This is a genomic window from bacterium, assembly GCA_029210545.1.
Classification (GTDB): Bacteria; BMS3Abin14; BMS3Abin14; order BMS3Abin14; family BMS3Abin14; genus JARGFV01.
Map to the genome: position 1 here is coordinate 1 of JARGFV010000005.1, position 18,923 is coordinate 18,923.

Annotated in this window: 16 protein-coding genes and 1 riboswitch; all 16 genes read right to left on the reverse strand. The window is 58.0% G+C overall.

Annotation, left to right across the window (positions count from 1 at the left end; genetic code table 11):
* Positions 1-189: 189 nt before the first annotated feature.
* A riboswitch (TPP riboswitch) is annotated at positions 190-286 on the reverse strand.
* Positions 287-723: 437 nt separating this feature from the next.
* The gene (hypE, locus tag P1S46_01030) at positions 724-1,737 is read right to left on the reverse strand and encodes a hydrogenase expression/formation protein HypE (protein MDF1535070.1); all 1,014 of its coding nucleotides are present in this window, start codon (positions 1,735-1,737) and stop codon (positions 724-726) included.
* Positions 1,738-1,851: 114 nt separating this feature from the next.
* Entirely contained in the window at positions 1,852-2,955 is a 1,104-nt protein-coding gene (gene hypD / locus P1S46_01035; protein MDF1535071.1) for a hydrogenase formation protein HypD, read from the reverse strand.
* 208 nt (positions 2,956-3,163) lie between these two features.
* Positions 3,164-3,409, reverse strand: coding sequence for a HypC/HybG/HupF family hydrogenase formation chaperone (locus tag P1S46_01040; protein MDF1535072.1), 246 nt, complete (start codon positions 3,407-3,409; stop codon positions 3,164-3,166).
* A 2-nt stretch (positions 3,410-3,411) separates the two neighbouring features.
* On the reverse strand, positions 3,412-5,736 hold the full coding sequence (hypF, locus tag P1S46_01045; protein MDF1535073.1) for a carbamoyltransferase HypF: 2,325 nt from the start codon (positions 5,734-5,736) through the stop codon (positions 3,412-3,414).
* A gap of 289 nt (positions 5,737-6,025) precedes the next feature.
* A complete protein-coding gene (gene hypB / locus P1S46_01050; protein MDF1535074.1) occupies positions 6,026-6,694 on the reverse strand; it encodes a hydrogenase nickel incorporation protein HypB in 669 nt (222 codons plus the stop codon).
* A gap of 124 nt (positions 6,695-6,818) precedes the next feature.
* Positions 6,819-7,166, reverse strand: coding sequence for a hydrogenase maturation nickel metallochaperone HypA (gene hypA, locus P1S46_01055; protein ID MDF1535075.1), 348 nt, complete (start codon positions 7,164-7,166; stop codon positions 6,819-6,821).
* A gap of 236 nt (positions 7,167-7,402) precedes the next feature.
* Positions 7,403-7,939 (reverse strand): HyaD/HybD family hydrogenase maturation endopeptidase, encoded by a 537-nt coding sequence (locus tag P1S46_01060; protein MDF1535076.1) that lies wholly within the window; start codon positions 7,937-7,939, stop codon positions 7,403-7,405.
* 21 nt (positions 7,940-7,960) lie between these two features.
* The gene (locus P1S46_01065) at positions 7,961-8,560 is read right to left on the reverse strand and encodes a cytochrome b/b6 domain-containing protein (protein ID MDF1535077.1); all 600 of its coding nucleotides are present in this window, start codon (positions 8,558-8,560) and stop codon (positions 7,961-7,963) included.
* A gap of 13 nt (positions 8,561-8,573) precedes the next feature.
* On the reverse strand, positions 8,574-10,139 hold the full coding sequence (locus P1S46_01070; protein ID MDF1535078.1) for a nickel-dependent hydrogenase large subunit: 1,566 nt from the start codon (positions 10,137-10,139) through the stop codon (positions 8,574-8,576).
* A complete protein-coding gene (locus P1S46_01075) occupies positions 10,139-11,203 on the reverse strand; it encodes a hydrogenase small subunit (protein MDF1535079.1) in 1,065 nt (354 codons plus the stop codon). The genes P1S46_01070 and P1S46_01075 overlap by 1 nt, the downstream gene beginning before the upstream one ends.
* Positions 11,204-11,524: 321 nt before the next feature.
* On the reverse strand, positions 11,525-12,292 hold the full coding sequence (locus P1S46_01080; protein ID MDF1535080.1) for a 3',5'-cyclic-nucleotide phosphodiesterase: 768 nt from the start codon (positions 12,290-12,292) through the stop codon (positions 11,525-11,527).
* A 546-nt stretch (positions 12,293-12,838) separates the two neighbouring features.
* The gene (locus tag P1S46_01085; protein MDF1535081.1) at positions 12,839-15,028 is read right to left on the reverse strand and encodes a CHASE2 domain-containing protein; all 2,190 of its coding nucleotides are present in this window, start codon (positions 15,026-15,028) and stop codon (positions 12,839-12,841) included.
* Positions 15,029-15,082: 54 nt separating this feature from the next.
* The gene (locus P1S46_01090) at positions 15,083-15,637 is read right to left on the reverse strand and encodes a cyclic nucleotide-binding domain-containing protein (protein ID MDF1535082.1); all 555 of its coding nucleotides are present in this window, start codon (positions 15,635-15,637) and stop codon (positions 15,083-15,085) included.
* Positions 15,610-16,044, reverse strand: a complete 435-nt coding sequence (locus P1S46_01095) for a hypothetical protein (GenBank protein MDF1535083.1) — start codon at positions 16,042-16,044, stop codon at positions 15,610-15,612. The genes P1S46_01090 and P1S46_01095 overlap by 28 nt, the downstream gene beginning before the upstream one ends.
* A gap of 159 nt (positions 16,045-16,203) precedes the next feature.
* Positions 16,204-17,442, reverse strand: coding sequence for an HD domain-containing protein (locus tag P1S46_01100; GenBank protein ID MDF1535084.1), 1,239 nt, complete (start codon positions 17,440-17,442; stop codon positions 16,204-16,206).
* Positions 17,443-17,872: 430 nt separating this feature from the next.
* On the reverse strand, positions 17,873-18,511 hold the full coding sequence (locus tag P1S46_01105) for an HAD-IA family hydrolase (GenBank protein ID MDF1535085.1): 639 nt from the start codon (positions 18,509-18,511) through the stop codon (positions 17,873-17,875).
* Between the last annotated feature and the right edge of the window lie 412 nt (positions 18,512-18,923).

Genomic DNA, 18,923 nt, shown 5'->3' on the forward strand with positions numbered 1-18,923 from the left:
CAATGACTTACGGTGCGGGTCATTGATTTGGGCGCCCCGCGCGGGGCGCGTTGATGACTTTTTGCGAAGTCATCAACAGTACGAAGATCGAAGAACGAAACACGAAGAAAGGGCATACCTTCGATCTTCGCGCTTTGTGCTTCGCGCTTAATGTAAAACACCCCCGGATAAGTATCCGGGGGCGTCGATACCGTACTTTGCGGATCTCCTTACGCCGGCATGACCCGGTTCAAGTTCCAAGGGTGTTGTCTCAGGTCCCGTCAAGGGACCGCCCCCGATCCGTCGCTCTTAAGTTGTGGGGATAGTTTCGGGTTAAAGCTCTCTCTTGTCAAGAGGGAACGTTGACAGGGGGAACGGGCCCGAAATCCTGTGCGCCCATGGAATCTACCTTTAACGCTAAAGGTGCCAATTTGAAACATTTTAATATAACCACCATGATGGTTTAGCGTCCTGCCGTGACGGTCCTAACCTGGCCCCGGCAGGGATCTGATTCCCGGCCATTCCTGACGGGGTTTCACCAACAAATTATGGGATAACCTGCTCCGTCATTCCGGGCCGATCAATAGTCCCTTCCTTATCCTTCCTCCCCCTTGAGGGGGGAGGATCCGCCGTCGCTCAAGCTATGGCGGGACAAGTCAGAGGTGGGGGTGAAAGTGATTTTTGAGGGGGGAGGATCAGATGTAATTGCTCAGTCCTGAAAGCAGGATGACAGGCAGGTTCGGATCAACAGATGCGCGGCAGCATTTCACCTGACAGCTTATCCACCAGCCTCGTTCCCCCCATGAGGGTATTCAAAACCACCTTTCCGGGCCTTTCCCCGGTGACGGTGCCGATGAGGACCGCGTCAGAGCCGTATGGGTGGTTCTGCATGATCCTCAGGGCCTCCTCGTGGGCCTTCTCGGCCGCCACGACGACGAGTTTGCCCTCGTTGGCAAGGTAAAGGGGGTCGTAGCCCAGAAGTTCGCAGGCGCCCCTCACGGTGTCCCTGACGGGAATAGCCGACTCCTGGATCGCGATCCCCACCGAGGAGTGGGAGGCGATCTCCGAAAGGACCGTGGCAAGGCCTCCCCGGGTAGGGTCCCGAAGGACGTGGATATCAGACCCGAGGGAGGCGACGAGTTCCCCGATCATACCGTTTAACGGCGCGCTGTCGCTCACCACGGGGGTCGTCAGGTCGATCCCCTCCCGGGAGGAGGCCACGGCAATGCCGTGGTCGCCGATGGTTCCGGAGATGAGGACGCGGTCCCCCTCGGAGGCCTGGCCCCCGCCTATTTCCAGGTTACCCGGGATGACCCCGATCCCTGTGGTGTTGATAAAGAGCTTGTCGGCAGCGCCCCTGGGGACCACCTTCGTGTCGGCGGTGACGATGCGCACGCCGGCTTGGCCGGCGGCCCTGGCCATGGAGGCGGCGATACGCTCCAGATCGGCGATGGACAACCCCTCTTCCAGGACAAAACCGGCCGAAAGGGCAATGGGCCGTGCACCGGACATGGCCACGTCGTTAACGGTGCCGTGGACGGCCAGGCTCCCGATATCCCCTCCCGGAAAGAAGATGGGATCGATGACGTAGGTGTCGGTGCTTATGGAAAGGCGCCCCGGGGGCAGCTCGAGAACGGCCATATCGTTGAGCTCCAAAAGGGCGGGGTCTGTGAAGTGCTTCAGGAAGACCTTTTCGGTCAGTTCGGAACTCTTCTTCCCGCCGGCTCCGTGGGACAGGAGAATTATATTATCAGACAAATGGTTATCTCCTTGTTGTTTACAGTAGACGGTTTACGGTTCACAGTAAGACCTTGCATTAAGCTCATACTGTAAACCGTGAACCGTGAACTGTTAACTCAAATATTCCAGGGTTCAGCTGGAATATTTGTACCAGGCGGCACAGCTTCCCTCGCTTGACACCATGCACGAGCCCACGGGCGAATCGGGGGTGCAGGCCTTGCCGAACAGGGGACACCGGGGTGGGTCCATGAGGCCGCGCAGCACCTCGCCGCAGGCGCACCCTTTGGGCTCTGATCCCGCTTCCACAGAGTCGAGCCCGAACCTTCTGATTGCGTCATAGGCAGCGAACTCTTCACGAAAACCGAGTCCTGACGCGGGTATGGTGCCGAGGCCTCTCCAGGGAGCGTCCACGGGCTCGAAAACCTGGTCAAGGATCCCCATGGCCTTTACGTTGCCCCCATTGGAAACGGCCCTTCCGTATGCGTTTGCTACTTCATGTTTGTTCTCAGCAAGTTGATCGCAAATGTTTGATATACCAAGTAAAATATCAATCGGTTCAAACCCCGCGATGACGCAGGGTTTTTCATATCTGGCCGCAACCGGGCGGTAGGCATCCGCCCCCAGCATGACGCTGACGTGGCCCGGGCACAGGAACCCGTCTATGGCGATGTCCGGTGTTTCCAGGAGCGCGACCAGGGCCGGGGGGAGGAGCTTGAAGGCAGGGTATACGAACAGGTTCTTCAGTCCCGACTTCCTTGCTTTCAGGACAGTGGCGGCAATGGTTGGCGAGGTGGTTTCAAAACCCACACCCAGGAAAACAACAGACTTTTCGAAGTGTTTCCGGGCCCACATGACGGCGTCCAGCGGGGAGGTGGCAATGCGGACGTCGGCCCCGGAGGCCATTTCGGCCTCAAGACTGGTTTTTGTTCCGGGCACGCGGATCATGTCCCCGAAGGTGGCCACCAGGGTGTCTGTCCCGTCCGGCGGAGAAGCGAGGGCGATCATCCGGTCCATGTCGGACATGGCGGTGACGCAAACGGGGCACCCGGGACCTGAAACGAGCCTGACGTTCTCGGGGAGAAGCGATTTTATCCCGGCGCGGAAGATGGAGACCGTGTGGCTGCCGCAGATCTCCATGATCCTGATCTCGCGGTCGATCCTCCCGGCGGAGCCGTGGATCTTCTCGAGCAGCGCCTTCGCGACCCTGGGATCGCGGTATTCGTCAAGATATTTCATGGTGACTGTAATATCGCAAAAGGTCCTGGTGGGACTTTTGCTCTACGGATAGGGAAAAGCGCGGTTTTCCCTATCCTCACGGATCGAGCTTGCGGCCCTCGACTCTCGATCCGGGCGCCTTTCCCAGGCGCGGCTGTGAAGATCATCTCATTATCGCAAAAGGTCCTGGCGGGACTTTCCGCTCCTTGGAAATCGAAAAGTGTCATTTTCACTTTCCTCTATCCTCCGTGAGGTTCACACCCATGTACTCTTCGAACAGCTTGAGGGTCTCCAGTGCGTCGTCCTCGTCCAGTTTGTTGATGATAAACCCGGCGTGGACGAGAACATAATCCCCCACCTGGATATCCGGCACGAGGTCGGCGCTGGCGTGCTTTGTGGTGCCGCCCACCTCCACGGTAGCTACATTGAGCTCTTCGTCGATGACCGTTACCTTGCCCGGTACCGCGATGCACATCTTCAGATCTCCCCTTCCCTGCGGGCGTGCATGGCGCAAACAGCCTGCCCCAGGGAAATGCCGCCATCGTTTGTAGGGACCTGGCGGTGGAAAAGAGGTTTAAGGGATCGTTTTTCAAACTCCGCTGCCAGGCGGACGCAGAAGATCTCGTTCTGAAAAACGCCGCCTCCAAGAGGGATGACCGGCTCGAGGCCCTCCTCCCCCTTCATGACGGCGGCCACTGCATCGGCCATGGAGGCGGCAAGGGTACCGTGAAAACAGCCGCCGACCGAAGCTGCAGAGCCACCCTGACGAAGGATCTCCACCGCTGCGCAAAAAGCCGGGCCGGGATCGATAACCAGGGCACCGTTGCCATCCTCATCCATGGAGTACGGAAGAATATCGGTAACCCCCTCGTCCGTCAACATCTCCAGTTCGATGGCGGCCTGACCCTCGTACCTGGACCGGATGCAGGTTCCGGTCAGGGCCGAAAAAGCATCGAAAAGCCTGCCGGCGCTGGAGGTTGCGATCCCGTGACTGCGTCTGGAACACATGGAGACGATAGTCTCCAGCTCATTTCCCGGCACCGATGGGAAAAATTCGGCGGCCGCTTGAATGGCTTCGGTTTCCCCCATGGTCTCGACCATCCAGGAAACGGCCATGCGCCACGGCTGGTCGATCGCTTTTTCGCCCCCCGGCATCCACACCGGTTTCAGGTATCCTTTCCGTTCCATTCTGTGCCCATCGACACGCAGGATCTCACCTCCCCAAACCGTACCGTCGGTACCGTAACCGGTGCCGTCGAGGGACAGGCCCAGGACAGGCCCTGTTTTGCCTGCTTCGGCCTGGCAGCTGAGAATATGGGCGTGATGGTGCTGCACGGCGACGACGGGAAGATCCTCCGGCCATGGGACTCCCATGGGAAATTCGGCAAGGGATGTGGTCATGAAGTCGGGGTGCAGGTCCCTTGCGACCGCCGCAGGGGTGACCTGGAGGATGTCCATGAGATGGGAGACGACCTCCAGGAGGAAATCCAGAGTTTCGAGGTTCTTGAGATCACCCAGGTGCTGGCCGATGAAGGCCCTGTTGCCGCGCGTGAGGCACACTGTCCCCTTCAGTTCGGGACCGAGGGCGAGGACAGGATCGGTCTCGAAGGGCAGGAACACGGGTGAAGGGACGAAACCCCTGGCCCGCCTGAGGACCACCGGTCCTGAATCGGGGTTGACCGGGTCGAGCCGGACGATGGAATCGTCGCAGCGAAGGAGAATATCCCTGTCGTGGGTCAGCCAGGCGTCCGCAATGCCGTGCAGTCTCCCCATAGCCTCCTGATTGTCCGAGCAGAGCGGCTCTTCCGTGATGTTGGCGCTGGTCATCACGAGAAACTCAAATTCCTCCATGAGGAGGTGGTGCATGGGCGTGTAGGGCAGCATGAGGCCGAAATACCGGCTTTTGGGGGCCACGGCAGGGGAGATCGCCGCTTCAGGGCTCTGACGCCGCCTGAGGAGAGCTATGGGGCTCTCCGTGCTGGTGAGGATCTTCCTGGCGTGGTCATCGAGACGGCACAGCTTTTCTGCTGCGGCCAGGTCACGGACCATGAGGGCAAGCGGTTTTTCCTCACGCCCTTTCTTCTCCCTCAGCCTTTCGACTGCGTAAGAAGAAAGGGCGTCCACCGCCAGGTGAAAACCACCGAGACCTTTAATGGCCACGATCTTCCCCTTCTTGAGCAGTTCAAGAGATTCCGCAAGGGAATCCAGCCTTGCGCTTGTCCCGTTGTTGTGGACAAGCGCAAGGGAAGGACCACAGTCCGCGCAGGCGTTGGGCTGGGCGTGGAACCTCCTGTCGGCCGGGTCATCATACTCCCTCTGGCAGGACGAGCACATGGTGAAGCTAGCCATGGAGGTATTTGGCCTGTCGTAGGGCACCTTTTTAATGATGGTATAACGCGGTCCGCAGTTGGTGCAGTTGATAAAGGGGTATCTGTATCGGCGGTCAGCCGGGGTCAGCAGTTCCCTGACGCAGTCGGGGCACGTTGCCGTGTCGGGGGATACGAGGACTCTTGGATCAGCGCCCGCGAGGCTGTGTCGGATGGTGAAATCCTCGTAACCGATCGGTTTTTCTTTTTCAGACTTTATGGAGGTTATCCGGGCAAGCGGAGGAGGGTCATTTTCAAGGCGGGAAAGAAAGGTTTCCAGATCATCTTTCCCGCCCTCGATCTGAATGACGACACCGTCGGAGGTGTTGCTGACCCAGCCGTAAAGGGAGCACTCCGTGGCCAGGCGGTAGACGAATGGCCTGAAACCTACCCCCTGGACGATCCCTTCCACGGTGATGCGGTAACGCTCAGCCAACCCCTGTCCCCTTGCATCCATTGTTCAGATCAAGAGCTTTTCAACACAGGGTACACAGGGTGACACGGGGTAAGGCCGTAAACCAGAAAAGAATGTCATAAACATTTTTTAAGCGGTTCTCCCCTGTGAAACCCTGCCTGCCCTGAGCAAGCCGCAGGCCCTGAGCCTGGTCGAAGGGTGAAGCGGCATCAAACCGGCCGCGCTGTGGTTAGTTGGCTTTTGCTTACTACGCGTCCTTTGGGTGCATTATGGTGGACAGCGGTTTGTGGTTACAGCCAAGAGGACTTTTCTAGACACCAGACACTTGTTTCCTCGTGAATTCCTTGACGAATTCGGACCAGCTGTCCAGTCCTTCTCCAGTACGACACGACGTTTCCAGTATGCGGATGCCCGGATTGAGGGAACGGGCGCCTGCGACCGCCTTTTCCACAGAAAAATCGGTGTAGGGCAAAAGATCCATCTTGTTGACCACCATGACGTCGGCCGAGTGGAACATGGAAGGGTACTTGAGCGGTTTATCGTCCCCCTCGGTGACGCTGATGACCGAAACCCTGATCCCCTCCCCCAGGTCGAAGGCCGAGGGACATACCAGGTTCCCGACATTTTCAATAATGAGGAGATCGAGATCCTCCAGGCTGAAATGATCAAGAGCCCTCCTGATCATTTCAGCCTCCAGGTGGCACGCTCCGCCCGTCTGGATCTGGTGGACGGGGACCCCGGTGGCGGCGATACGCAGGGCGTCGTTTTCGGTCTGGATGTCCCCCTCGATGACGCCTATGGACAGCGTCTCCGAAAGGGACCCGAGGGTCTTTTCGAGGAGGGACGTCTTCCCGGAACCGGGTGAACTGACCATGTTCATGACGGCAACGCCCTTTTCCCGGAACAGCTCCCTGAGCTCTGCGGCGAGCATGTCGTTGCGGGAAAGGACCTTCTTTTCGAGTCTGATCGTGTCGGACAACTGTGTCCTCCGGGAGTCAGAATTCAGTAATCAGTACTCAGTAATCAGATTAAAGGAAACAGCAGAAAGACTTATCTATCAAGTTTTTTGTCCGGCTACTGATATCTGATCACTTAAGTCTGAATCAATCTATCTCTATATCCACGATCTCCAGTTCATCACCGGCCAGAAGCCGGGTGTCGAACCCCTCACATTCAGGGCAGCTTACGATAAATCCGCTCCTCCCCTCGAAATCGGCGCCGCACGGTTTGCATCTGATCCGTGCCGGGGTCCGCTGGATGAGCAGGTCGGCCTTGCCCGCCAGCTTCTTTTCGCCCTTGATGGCGTCGAAGCTGAAGGTCAGGGAATCGGTTTCCACACCGGAAAGGTCGCCGACCTTCAGGCGCACCTTCCTGACGGCGCCGGCCCCGTGTTTGAGGGCTTCCTTCTCGACGATCTCCAGGATCTCCATGGCGATGGAAAGCTCGTGCAATGCAGGGTTCTCCTGTTTCGTACGCGCGTTTGTGCGTCAAGCGTACATGCGAAAAAACGTACGGGCAATCCAGAAACAATCGTTAAACAGGCGAGCATTAATGCGATAAACAATAGAATGGCTGTGAGTAATAAAACGATAGTAGTATAGGGTTACAATGATCTGTCGCAGTGACGCACTTAGGCTCCACGCATACGCGCCCAGTTATTCCTGAAAATACGGAAAAAATTGTATTTTCAGGAATAACTGGGTGGGCCGGGCTGGACCAGGGGACGATCGATATGTTCGCGGTAATCTTCCGGGTCGAGACCTGCCGTCTCAAGCACGATCTCCAGTACCCTGGGAAGTTTTTCCCGGATGGCGGGAGACAGCTCCATGGACATTGTGAGTTCGGCCGGTTCGATCCCGATGATGGTGGTGTGAGGCGGCGTCCTCATGGTCCCGGACAGGTTGACGACCTCGGCGATGCTGATCTGGTGGACGGAGGTTTTGTACAGATCAGGGAGATGATCGAAATCGTCGATGTCGAACCTGTAGATAGAGGAAGGCTCATCGCCGCCCTTGACACAATCGACGACGATGAGCCTGTCTGCTTCCATGATGAGATGAAACAGCTTGAAACCGTCCGTACCGCCTTCGATGACCTCGATATTATCAGGGAGGGGGTACCCCTGGAGGTTTGTGACGACATGAACTCCGACGCCCTCGTCCCTCAGGAGCACGTTCCCCACTCCCAGGATCACTGTCTTGCCTGTGGTATCCGGCTGCCCCATCTCCTTATCGGTACTCCAGCACTAGGCTTCCTCGGGCTTGATACCGAAAAACATCTGGAGGACCGATTTGAAGTCTTCAAACACGGACAGGTACACGTGGAACAGGATCGTGAACATGAAGAACCACATCACCAGGTAGTGAATGGCGTGGATCATGCTCAGTCCGCCGAAGGCGGCTACCACCGAAGCCCAGAAGGGATCTGTCTTCCACAGCATCGCAAAGCCTGTAAGGGCCATGAACCAGACCGCGATGGTCCAGATCACGTAGGTGCTCTTCTGCCATCCGTTGTACTTGGATGTCGCCGGCTTTGTCTTCCTGAGGAAGTAGTAGTAGGCCATATAGGGGAACAGCTTGCCCCTGTTCTTCTTCTCCGGCATGAAGTACTTGATGTCGCGGGGTGTGCCGAAGATGGCCCAGTAGACGCGGGTCACCGAGTTGAGAAGGATCACGAAACCGAATACGAAGTGCAAAAATCTCGCCATGTTCATGTCGATCCCCGCCAGGCTGAAGTTGGGTTTGTGGATAAAGAACCCGGTGGAGGCTAACACGATCATGCTGACGAGGTGCGTGTGGTGCATGATCCTCGCCGGTATCGGATGGTCGTAATGTTTTTTGGCCATGGTGCCCTCCCCTCTAACCGATCCTGAACTTGCGGATCTGGTTGGTCCCGGGGTCGATGATGTGAATGGCGCAGGCCAGACACGGATCGAAGGAGCGGATCACCCGAACGATATTGATGGGGTTCTCGGGATCGGGCACGGGGGCGCCGATGAGGGCCTCCTCGTACTGTCCCCGGACATCGTTCTCGTCCCTCGGGGACGCGTTCCAGGTTGAGGGCACGACGCACTGGTAGTTCTCGATCTTCTTGCCCTTGATCCTGATCCAGTGACCCAGGGCGCCGCGTGGAGCCTCGTAGAAACCGGCGCCATCGGCGGATTCGGGAACCTCCCAGTGGTCGCCGTCGTGGATCTTGAACCCGGGATTGCCGGCGGCCTCGATGAGCTGGCCCAGCCACACGTACATCTGGTCCGCGAGCGCCACCGTCTCGATCATGCGGGCGGCGTGCCTGGCGACGGCGCCGGGCTTGGCACCGGCCTCGACGAGACTCAGCAGGGTCGGGTTCTTCTCGACGATCATCCTGGCGAGAGGTCCGACCTCGAAAGCCATTCCGTCGTAGCGCGGGGCCTTGACGAAGGTGTAAGCGCCTGCCTTGTCCCGGTCGAAGATCTGCTCGCCGTCGTAGGGGTGCACGGGAGCTTTCTCCTTGTACCAGGCGTACTTGACCGATTCGGTGACCTTCGCCTGGTCGAAAGCCTCGACCTTGTTGAGGTTCAGGTTCCGGACGACGCCGGGTTTGAAGTACATGTTCTTGCCGGAGGCGTCCTCGGGGAAGGCGCCGTAGGACAGGTAGTTGTAGTGACCGCCGCCGACTCCCAGCTTGGCCAGCTCGAAGAGAGGCCCGCCGGGGCCGCCGAGAAGCAGGACGTCCTTCATGTACACGTTCTTGATGAAGGCGACGACCTCGTCGAGCATGGACTTGAACCGTCCGATCTGCTCGGCGTTGGGGATCTGGGTCACGCCGCCGACCACGATGCCCTGGTAATGGGGCACGCGGCCGCCGCCCAGCATGGCGCCCATGTTCTTTGCCGTGACCTGTATCTTGAGAGCCTCGAGGTAGTGAGCAACGGCCATGGTGACGATCTCGGGATCGGCCACGGACCACTGGTCGGGCTCATACCTGGGAGTCAGGGGGTAGGTGTCGCCCCTCTTGACGAGGCTGACGATCTTGTCCTTGACCGCGTTCAGGCCGGCGTCGTTACCTGAATAGCCGGCGATGGCCATGATATCCAGGTAATCAAGAGCGGTCAGGTGATAGAAGTGAATGATATGATCGTAGAGATACTCGGTCCCCATGAGCAGGTTCCGCATGATGCGCCCGCCGTCGGGAACCTGGGCCCCAAAGGCGTCGTCCAGGCAGGCGGCCGAAGCCATCTGGTGGACGGAAAAACACACGCCGCAGAACCGGCTGGTGACGTAACTGGCGTCCCGGGGGTCCTTCCCCGTAAGGAGGGCCTCGAAACCGCGGGCCATGGTGCCGCTGCTCCAGGCGTCCTTGACGACGCCGTTTTCGATCTCCACGTCGATCTTGAGGTGCCCCTCGATCCTGGTGACAGGATCAACCGTAATCCTCTGGCCCATTAGTTGTCACCTCCTTCTTCAGGCGGTCCGCCCTTACCGAGCCGGCCGGTCATGGCCTGCCCGATGAAGTGGCCGGCAAGCCCGACGGCTACGACTCCGGTGGCAACGGCGCCGATGGTCTCAACCTTGTAGCCCCTGATCTCCTTGGTCCTGTCGTAAAGCGGAGACATGCCGGCGTAAAACTCCGGCTCGGAGCAGCCCTGGCACACGGCGCTGCAGCCGATGCACCAGTTCAGGCCGTCGCTCCAGCGTCGCTTGGGGCAGTCGGAATAGGTGAAGGGGCCCTTGCACCCTTTGAGGTACATGCACCAGTTCCTCTGCTCGGAGCTGTTCCAGTCGGTGAGGAACTCGCCGTTGTCAAAATGGCCTCGGCGTTCGCAGTTGTCGTGGATGAGCTTGTCGTAAAACACCAGGGGCCGCCCGATCTTGTCCATGGGGGGCGGCTTCTTGTACAGCAGGTAATAGACGATGGTCCCGATCATCCTCTCGGGATGGACCGGGCAGGTGGGGACGTTGATGAGAGGCTTCCTGGGAACCAGGCCCTTTTCCATGGCCTCGCCCACACCCATACCCCGTCCGGGGGTCGGGCAGTCGCCCGGGATGCCGCCGTAGGCCGCGCAGGCGCCGATGGCGATAACAGCCGCAGCGTTGGCGGCGGCTTCCTTGACGGTGTCAATGAAGTTGACGCCGCCGACCTGGCAGAACCTGGGATCTTCGGCCGGGATGGAACCCTCGACGATAAGCACGTAGCCCCCTTCTTTAATGGTGTCGCGAAGGGCTTTCTCGGACGCATGGCCGGCAGCGGCCATGAGCGATTCGTGATATCGGAGCGAGATGGTGTCGAGCACGAGTTCAGCTGTGCCCGGGTGAGATGAGTTGATAAACGAGATGGTGCAGCCAGCGCAATCCTGACCTTCCAGCCAGATCACGGCAGGTTTCCTGGCCGCCCCTTCGAGGGCTTTTGCCACCCGTGGGACGGCTGCCTCGGAAAGGCCCAGAATGCTCGCTGTACCGGCGCAGAACTTCAAAAAGTCGCGTCGGCTGATGTTCCGGAATGACGTCATTAAACGTATCCCCCTTTCTCATTAAAAGAGTCCCGTTCAGACACAGTTCTATCAATGGAATACGGCTTCCCCACCTCCCTTCATAGCACTGGTAAGATATTCCGGTAATACTATACGGATCGTTATAGCCATGTCAACAAAGAGGGCAGACCCGAAATCCGAGATTGGTTTTATCTTGCCTCCGGTCGGGGTGTCCGATGGGGATTTTTTGCGAGTCCATCAACCTTCATGGTTGTCACTGCGAGCCGAAACCCGGGCGTGGCAGTCTAAGGCCTCCACCTGCGTCAGATATTTTTATAATCAACCGTTTTCCCCGGTTGATTATAAAAATATGATCTGCCCATCCTGGAGGATCTCGATGTATTCCCTGCTGATCTCGGCCAGTTCTTCGTAGATCACCTCCTTGTGGGACGGTTTGGAGTGGGAAATGAAAAACCGCAGGGGCAGGTTTTTCATCTTGAGAACTTCCCTGGCCAGGAGGTTGGGAGTCAGATGACCGGTCTTGATGGCCAGGTCGGTCAGGCTGTTGGGAAAGGAAACCTCGACAATGACGGCGTCAAGGGTGTGTTCGTCGCACGCCTTCCATATGTTATCCGTTGGACCGGTGTCGCCGGTGTATACGATCCTCTTGCCCTTTTCGCTCTCCACAAGGTAACCCACGGCCGGTGTCGTGTGGTTCACGTGGTAGGCGGTGACCCGGTGCTTTTCGAGCTGGATGGTCTTTTCCACCATCATGGGCTCGAACTTGATGGTGGGCTTTTCCGGTGTGGGAATGAGGGAAAAATCGGGCCAGATGAGTCCGTTGAATACGTTCTGCCTGAGGATGTCGATGACTTCCGGATCGCTGTGCAGGTGTACGATGTGCTCCACGTTGCGGGTCACAAGGTTGTCGGCGAAGAACGGGATCGCCTTGATGTGGTCGAGGTGGGCGTGGGTGATGAAAATGTGCTCGATGGCTCTCTGGTCCTGGAAATCGAGGGCAAGCCCGATGGTGCCCGCGTCAAGGAGCACGGTCCTGTCAACGAGGAAACCCGGCATGTTGTGTTTGGGAAACTCCGCTCCGGCACAGCCCAGGATGTGTAAACGCATGGAAAACCTCCGGTTTTCAGTTTCAGGGTCCAGGTTCCACGTTCCAAGAGTACGTCTTGAACCGCTGCTTCAAATTTACGGTTTTTTTCGGTTCATCACAACAATGCGTACCTGAGTGGTGTCACCTCAAAGCCCGGAAAAGCATCCACCACAGAGGTCACAGAGGGTCACAGAGGAAACCAGTAATCCTTCCCTTCCTCTCACCTGACCTCCCCCGTCAGGGGGAGGGATTTCTCCGAAATCGGCAGATGGGGCCTTCAAGGCCAGGATCAAAGCTTGCTTTCATCCCGGCCTTGAAGGCCCAGCCGTTCAGGTGAGAGAAAGATGATCGCCATGCTTTCTGCCGTAACAGCCCTGGCCTTTCTCTGTGTAACTCTGCCCTTCGACGCACTTATCACGCCGTTGGCGTGACTCAGGGTCCCGAGCCTGTCGAGGGATGGGACGGGCAGCCTACCAGCGGGCCGCCTCCGTGTCCTGGTGTGTCAAGGCTTTGAAGCTCCTGGCACACTCAACGTTTCAGGGCACCAGGAACGCATTTTCATAAGGTCAGCTGTATTTTACATCAAACACCCGCAACTTCTCAGTTTTACCCTTAACATTGGTGCGGTCAAGCTCGACAAGGTTGAAATATTCATCCACCTTTTCGGCCGATGCCTCCGTGAGGAGGAGTTGGCCGGGCTTCGCGAGGCCGGAGAAACGGGACGAGACGTTGACAACGTCCCCGATCACGGTGAACTCCATTCGCTCCATGGATCCGATATTCCCGAGGAAGACGTCTCCCGTGTTGATCCCGATCCCGATCTGCATGGTGAACCCGTCATATTTCCGGGCCCATTTTTCGTTCAGTTTCGGCATGAGCTTCAGCATGGCTACGGCGCACTCGACGGCATTCCTGACCGGGTTTTCCAGTTCGATGAGGCTGCCGAAAACAGCCACCATCGCATCCCCGATGTACTTGTCCAGAGACCCCTGGTACTGGAAGATGACGTTGGCCATCTCGTTGAAATACTCGTTGAGGATGGCCACCAGCCTGTCCGGGGGCATTGTCTCGCTGAGGGTGGTGAAATCCCTGATGTCGGAAAAAAGCACCGTGACCACCTTTCGATCGCCCCCGAGGTTCACCTCCATCTTGTTCGCGATGACCTGTTCGACGATCTGGGGGGACAGGTAACGTGCCAGGTTGGTCCGGACCGTCTCCTCCTCTTTCATCTGCTCGGCCAGTTCCTGGGACTCCAGGAAGTAGGCGGTCTGGGTGGCGTAGGACAGAAGGAGCCTCAGATCGTTGTCGGTGGCCTGGAATTCGGGTGGTCCTGCCACGAACAGGATCCCCATGGGGGTACGCACAGTCTTGAGAGGCACGTACACGTGGGCGCCTGAGTGGATGTCCCCCCTGGTCGTGATGAGTTCCCCGCTGTCGATTACCTCATTGATGTACCTGTCGTCGCTGGCGATCCCCTCGTTCCCGATGACAGCCTCTTCACTCCAATCTCGCCGAAGGTCCCCCTGGAGGAGGAAAAGGCGGACAGTCTCGAGACCCAGCACCTGCCTGAGCAGGACGAGGGGGACGACGTAGGGCTGCTGCCCTGTTTCCTCGGCGTCCTCCAGTTCGGACATCTTCAGGATGGCGTCGGAGCGCTTGCGCTCAAGGTCAAGGACCTCTTCGGTCCTCCTCGCGTGGAGGGCCACCTGGACAGGGTACTGGACGAGGCCGGCGAGGTAGAGAGGGACCACCTCGAGCATGATGTTGATCCGAAGGAGGAGCATGGCTCCACCGGAGATGACCGCCAGGAAGATGATGAGTGTCAGCGCTCCGCCCTTCCAGCCGGCACGGCCCAGGATCGAGCCGAGGGCCAGGCTCAGAACGAAGATGAGCACGAGGCTGAGTTCGGTCCCGGTGCGGACCACCCACGAATCGTTGAGGATCGTCTCTAAAACCGCGGCGTGGAGGTAGACACCCGGGATGATCCCGATGGGGCTGCGCCAGAAATCCCTCAGGTCCTGGGATGTCGCCCCCAGGAGGATCACCTTGTCGGCGAAGGTTCCCTCGGGGAAATTGGTGTTGATGACGTCGATGAACGGGACGATGGGAATATCCCTGATCATTTTCGAGGTGATGTGGATCATGGCCCCAGGGGGCGGATTGTAGGAGACGTCCGGTTCGAATATACGGGCTCCCTCGAGGCCGAGGGGGTTGAAAATATCATCACCGAACTCGATGGGCCGGGGCGCGCCCCGGACCGTACCGTCGTCGTCCACCTCGAAGACGATGCTGGCAACTCCCGCCGCGGCGTCAGCCAGGTCGGGAAAAGGGATGGAAGCATTGAGGATCTGGAAGCCGGCCTCGTTGACCTTCATCTCCATGTGCATGGCGAGGTAGGTGGGAAGCCGCGTCCGAACCGCCTCCACGAAAATCATGTCCTCTTCCTTGATGAGGCCGTGGGAAGAAAAATCGATGTCCACGAGGAGGGCACCGGCCCCGGCATCCGCCAGGGTCCCCAACAAGGACGCGTAAAGGGTCCTCGGCCAGGGCCAGACGCCCACCTCCTTGAGGGAGTTCTGGTCGATGGCCACCAGGGCCAGGGGAGCCTGGATATGTTCAGAGAGGAACGGGTAGCGAAGGTCCAGGGTCACGAGCTCGAACTTTTCCAGCTGCCCCAGGAGCAGGGCTGCCGCCACCAGCACCCCGATGACCAGGGGGATGATGTAGACCCTCGCCTTTCCGCTTCGTTCAAACATGTGGAAATCTCCCTTATCCAGAAATTCAGCAACGATCGGACTGAATTTCTGGATTTAGCTGCTCAGCCTGTTCACGACCCGGGTGAGGGCTTCCGTGGCCTTCTTAAGTTCCTCGAAGCTCAGTGCGCTGTTGATGGCGATGGTGGAGTAGGATGCCAGGACCTTCCCGGCAATGCCGTCACCAACCTTCAGCGTGATCTTCTCCGCGCGCTCCGTGCCGAAAGCGGCAACGATCCGGAGGGTCTGGCCGTCCTTGCCGATGAGCATGACCGACCCGTTATCAGCGTCAACGACCCGCCGCGCCTCATCCAGGATGAGGGCACAGACCTGGTCCAGGTCCAGCGCGGCTTTCAAGGACTCGAATTGCTGTTTCTTCAGTTTCGTGTATTCCGTATTCAAAAGCCTCGTGCGGGCGCTCATGGCCTCCAGGATTTTGAAAGCGAGGGTCGGATCCCGGCTGATGCCGGCGAAGAACTTCTTCCTGTCAACAGTGAGGAGACGCGTGTCACCAAGGGCTGTGGCCGTGGCCGAACGCCCGAGCCTCTCGAACAGGGCCATTTCTCCGAAGATCTCCCCCTCTTTCAAGGTGGCGATGTGAACATGTCCCACAGGATGGTGCTCAGGATCTTGTTCTCGTCAGAGTGATCGGATTGCTCTTTCCGAACAACTTCCAGCATGGAGGATGTCAGGAACCTGAAATCGCGGAAAAGGTCCGTCACCTTGAACAGGAACCTGCCGTACCGGTTATCGATGATGAGGCTGCGGTAATCCGACAGGAACCTCTTCTGGAAATGTTTCGCCCCGACTCCGTCCATGACAACCGTTTTTGCCGCCGATTTGCCCATGAAATAGGCCGCTCCGATGCCGTCCTTGTAAAGCCTGGTGGAACCGGTGTCGCCGATCATGACCACACGGTCTGCGTAACCGCCCACGGGAGATCCGACGTTCATGGCCGGAAAGCAGTTGTGCCTGGCACCATCCCCTCTCCCCGCATGGTTGTCACGTACCCCCGGCAAAGCCGGGGGATTTCCTTAAGGATTAAACAGCCCTGATCAAAACAGGATCGCCGATCTTTCAGCACATCGTTTCATAAAACAGAATTGCACTTATCGGGTTCAGGATGCCCTCCCGGCTGCTTCGGCGTCCGCTAAAGGACGGTTTGCCGGGCGGGGTCATCAGCTTTCATCTGCGTCCGGGATGCGCTCCTTGATGTTGTGTATGACGTCGATGCTGAAAAAGAATGCGTCCATCATTTCCGGATCGAAGTGGGTCCCCGTCTCACTCCTCATGGTCTCAAGGATGCGGTCCTCGTCCCAGGCGTCCTTGTAAGCCCTGGATGAGGAGAGCGCGTCGTAGACGTCGGCGATGGCCACGATGCGTCCGAAGGCAGGAATTTCGTCGGCTTTTCGACCTCGTGCCCTGCCCGAGGGGCCTTCGAACCCCAGGATCGCCTTTCCCGTTCCCGGGTCAATGAACCCCGGGTAACCGCTGCCGTCCCAGCGTTCGTGGTGGTTTAAGGCGATCATTGCCGAAGCTTCGTCGTATTCGGAGAACGTGTCGGCGAAGAGTTTCGCTCCGAGCCACGTGTGCTGCTTCATGAGGTCGAACTCATGATCGTTGAGTTTGTCCGGTTTTTTCAGGATGATGTCAGGGATGGCCACCTTGCCCACGTCGTGGAGCATGGAGGCGATCTTGAGGATGTCCTTGTCGCGGTCGATCTCCCGTTCCGGAATACTCCGCCGCATCGCCCAGACCTCGTAGATGGCCACCGAGTATGAAGCAACCCGCTGGACATGGGAACCCGTCTCCTTCGGGTCGCGCAGCCGCGCCATCTCGATGGTCCTCAGGATCATGGAGCGCGTCATGTTCGCCCGTTCGATGGCGTTGGCTGCGATACTGGCAAAATGCAGGACCATGGGTTCCAAAGATTTCAGGAAGCTGACGATTTCACCCTTTTTATTCTTCGCGTTGATGAGCTGGAGGACACCGATGACGTCGTTACGCCTGGTTTTGAGGGGGATGGTGAGGATCGACTGGGTCTTGTATCTGGACATTTTGTCGAAATCCCGGCTGAAAGAGTATGGAGCGTCTTCGGGGATCTCGTAAGCGTCGGGTATGTTCAGGATCTCACCGTTGGTAGCAGCATAGCCGGCGATGGAGCGTGTGTTGATCGGGACTGTAAAGCTGGAGTAGATGAGTTTCTTGCCGGTGGGGAGGGCCTTTTGAAGAGTGTCGTTCTGGGTGTAGGTGAACTCGAGCTTGTCGCCGGACCTGGTATAGATCGATCCCGCGTCGGCGCTGACGAATTTACGTGCCTCGGTGAGGATCCTGTCGAGGAGAAGATCGAGATCCTTGACCTGGTTCAGTTCGAGACCGAGGTCGATGATACTGGTGAGTTTATCCTGGGTTATCATGGGAAAACCCCCTTGCAGCGCGTCGGAAAACATTGACGCGCTGCCTGAAACACCTTGAAACTTGACAGGGTCGCAAAAGTCCGTGCGGGCCTTTTGCTTAACGGGAACCGAAAAGCGTGGTTTTCGGTTCCCTCACGGGGGCTACTGGCATATCGCAAAAGTCCGTGCGGGCCTTTTGCTTAACGGGAACCGAAAAGCGTGGTTTCCGGTTCCCTCACGGATCAGTGACATGTATTTCAGTCACTGATCCGGGCGCCGCTCCCAGGCGCGGCAGTTTTCACGGGTCATCGATCCGGGCGCCCTTCCCAGGCGCGGCGGGTCATTGATTTGGGCGCCCCGCGCGGGGCGCGTTGATGACTTTTTGCGAAGTCATCATCTTTAATTGCCACACAGTTAGCTGACATCTCATTTGCATCATGAATAATGCGGGCTAGCCATCGATCGCCGTTGGTCCGGCGAGCGGCAGGTCGATGCCTTCAGCCCTCAGCAGCGTCTCTGTTCGCTCCGCGCTTTCGAAAAGGTAGGCCCGGACGCCGAACTCATTCCCCTTTTCGACGTTGCCGGGATTGTCGTCGAAAAAGGCGATCTCGTGGGGGAGAAGGGCAAACCTCTCACAGGCGATGCGGAAGATCTCCGGGTCGCGCTTGGAAAACCCTTCCTCGTAGGAGTTGACGACGGTGTCGAAGGCCGGCAGGAGAGCGTCCCGCTCGTCCAGATCGTAAAGCCAGTTGGTCTGGTCGGTGAGCAGGCCGACCTGGAGCAGTTCCCGGAGCCTCGAAACCAGGGATGCCATCGCGCCGTCGGGTTGGAAGGCGGTGAGGATCGCCACCCTTTCCGTGTACATGTCGGCGTCGATATCGCATGCGGCGGCAAGGTCGTTCCAGAAGCTTTTCTCAGGAGCCCGGCCGTGGAGATAACCGTTTGAGAAGATGATCTCGATGGCGTTGTCGTAGATCTCCTTCTGCCCCACACTGTATTTGCGGGCGATGGCGGAGAGCCCATCGCGGAACCCTTCCGTATAGTAGACGCCGCCCAGGTCGAAGTAAACGGCTTTGATCTCGGTGTTCATAAAAAAGTTCCTTTTCGAATTTTGCGTTGTGGGTATTGTGTATGCATGTTCATAGCCCTTGGCACTTAGAGCTTAGCTCTTTTACCCGACTATGCCTTCCTCCTGAAACTTTGTACAGATGCCAGACCCAAAGCCAACCAAAACCTGATTCACCGCGAAGTACGCCAAGTTTCGCAAAGCAGGTCATGAAAAGAGCCATTATTTTTTTGGTTCATCACACTAATGCGTACCTTAGAGGTGTCACCTCAAAGCCCGTGAAAGCATTCACCACGGCTTGTCCCGCAATCTTGTCATCGCGAGCCCAAATATAGTCAATTTCCATATTCTTCCTCCCCCTGTTGAGGGGGGAGGACCGAGGTGGGGGTGAAAGGAACCTGCCCAGGCGAAGCGATCTCAGGCGTATGCCATCGGA